Source organism: Microcystis sp. M49636_WE2, assembly GCF_030065375.1.
GTDB lineage: Bacteria > Cyanobacteriota > Cyanobacteriia > Cyanobacteriales > Microcystaceae > Microcystis > Microcystis aeruginosa_C.
In genome coordinates this window covers 1-1107 of the sequence record NZ_JASJFG010000484.1, presented here as the reverse complement: position 1 = coordinate 1107, position 1107 = coordinate 1, and the positions used below count along the sequence as shown (strand labels likewise).

Here is a 1107-nt window from a genome sequence, read left to right as displayed (position 1 = left end):
GAGTCAACAAAATCTAAAGCAGTTAAAATTTTAGAGAGTGTTTCTGCTTTTTCTTGGTCACGAATGTGTACGATTAGTTGTTTCATGGTAGTTTATTTTGCATTGATTTGATATTAATGATCATTGTCTAATTCTGTTTTTAGCCAATTAAGAATCGGAGAACTAATACGAATTACATAATCAACTAACTGTTGTGATAAATCTAAAATTTCTTGTTTAGATAGATAACCTGCATAAAAACCAACCAAGAGAATTCCTAATGTTCCTTTGACGGGTAATTCCATAGCTTTGGCAACTCTTCTTGCTAATTTCTCATCTATAATTACCCAGTCTGGCTTGATTGAAATTGCCAAGAGAATAACTTCTAATTCTCCTCGATCTAATCCTAGTAATAGCGGTTCAAGAGGAGATGATGATGCAACTTCTTGAACTTGAATCCAATTGGCATTTTTGAGTTCTTTTGCCCCCGGTTTATTATCTCCAGCGATGACAATTTCTTGATAAACTGCCCAAGGAATAATCACTTCATTAAATAGCTGATTAAGAAGATCTAATTGATTAATCAAAGATAAGGCGATGATCGGTGTAGAATTAACAATTATCTTCATTCTCTTTGATTTTTTTGGCTAATTTACGGCTGGTTTGTATTTCTGATTCCCATTCTTCTGCTGTGTAATCAATAATGGAAAAACCATACTCAGAGAGAAGTGTATAAAATGTATATTTATCGCATCCTAATACTTGTGCGCCGATTCCTGCTGAAATTTTTCCTTCTTGATAAAGATGCCCTAATGTATAAATTATGACTTTACGAGAGAATGCTTCTTTTTCTTCTCTGGCAGCAATGAGGAGTTCTTCGGGAAATGTTACATTAATGCTCATGAGTGTTTAAAGATAATTTGTTTTTCTTGATTTTAGCAGGAATAATATCGCTAATTAATTGATGGTTGATAATTAAGATTCTCTATATTGTTCTCTTTAGTTGTTTAGGTTCTTCCGAACTTACCATGTAAAATCAACTAGCAAAATGCCAATTTAATAAACATCTAAGACTAAAGTTTTTAAAGTTTCTAAATCCATAGCCTCTCCTTTTAATCACCTTCAGTT

General features: G+C 32.5%; 3 protein-coding genes. All 3 read right to left on the bottom strand.

All coding sequences use genetic code 11. The features are described from left to right. Positions 1–113: 113 nt before the first annotated feature. Positions 114–608, bottom strand: coding sequence for a PIN domain-containing protein (locus tag PX484_RS11395; RefSeq protein ID WP_002802059.1), 495 nt, complete (start codon positions 606–608; stop codon positions 114–116). Then, entirely contained in the window at positions 592–882 is a 291-nt protein-coding gene (locus tag PX484_RS11390; RefSeq protein WP_002780147.1) for a UPF0175 family protein, read from the bottom strand. The genes PX484_RS11395 and PX484_RS11390 overlap by 17 nt, the downstream gene beginning before the upstream one ends. A gap of 133 nt (positions 883–1015) precedes the next feature. Continuing rightward, positions 1016–1107 (bottom strand): transposase (locus PX484_RS26020; protein ID WP_287168939.1); only part of this gene is annotated, 92 nt, incomplete at its 5' end.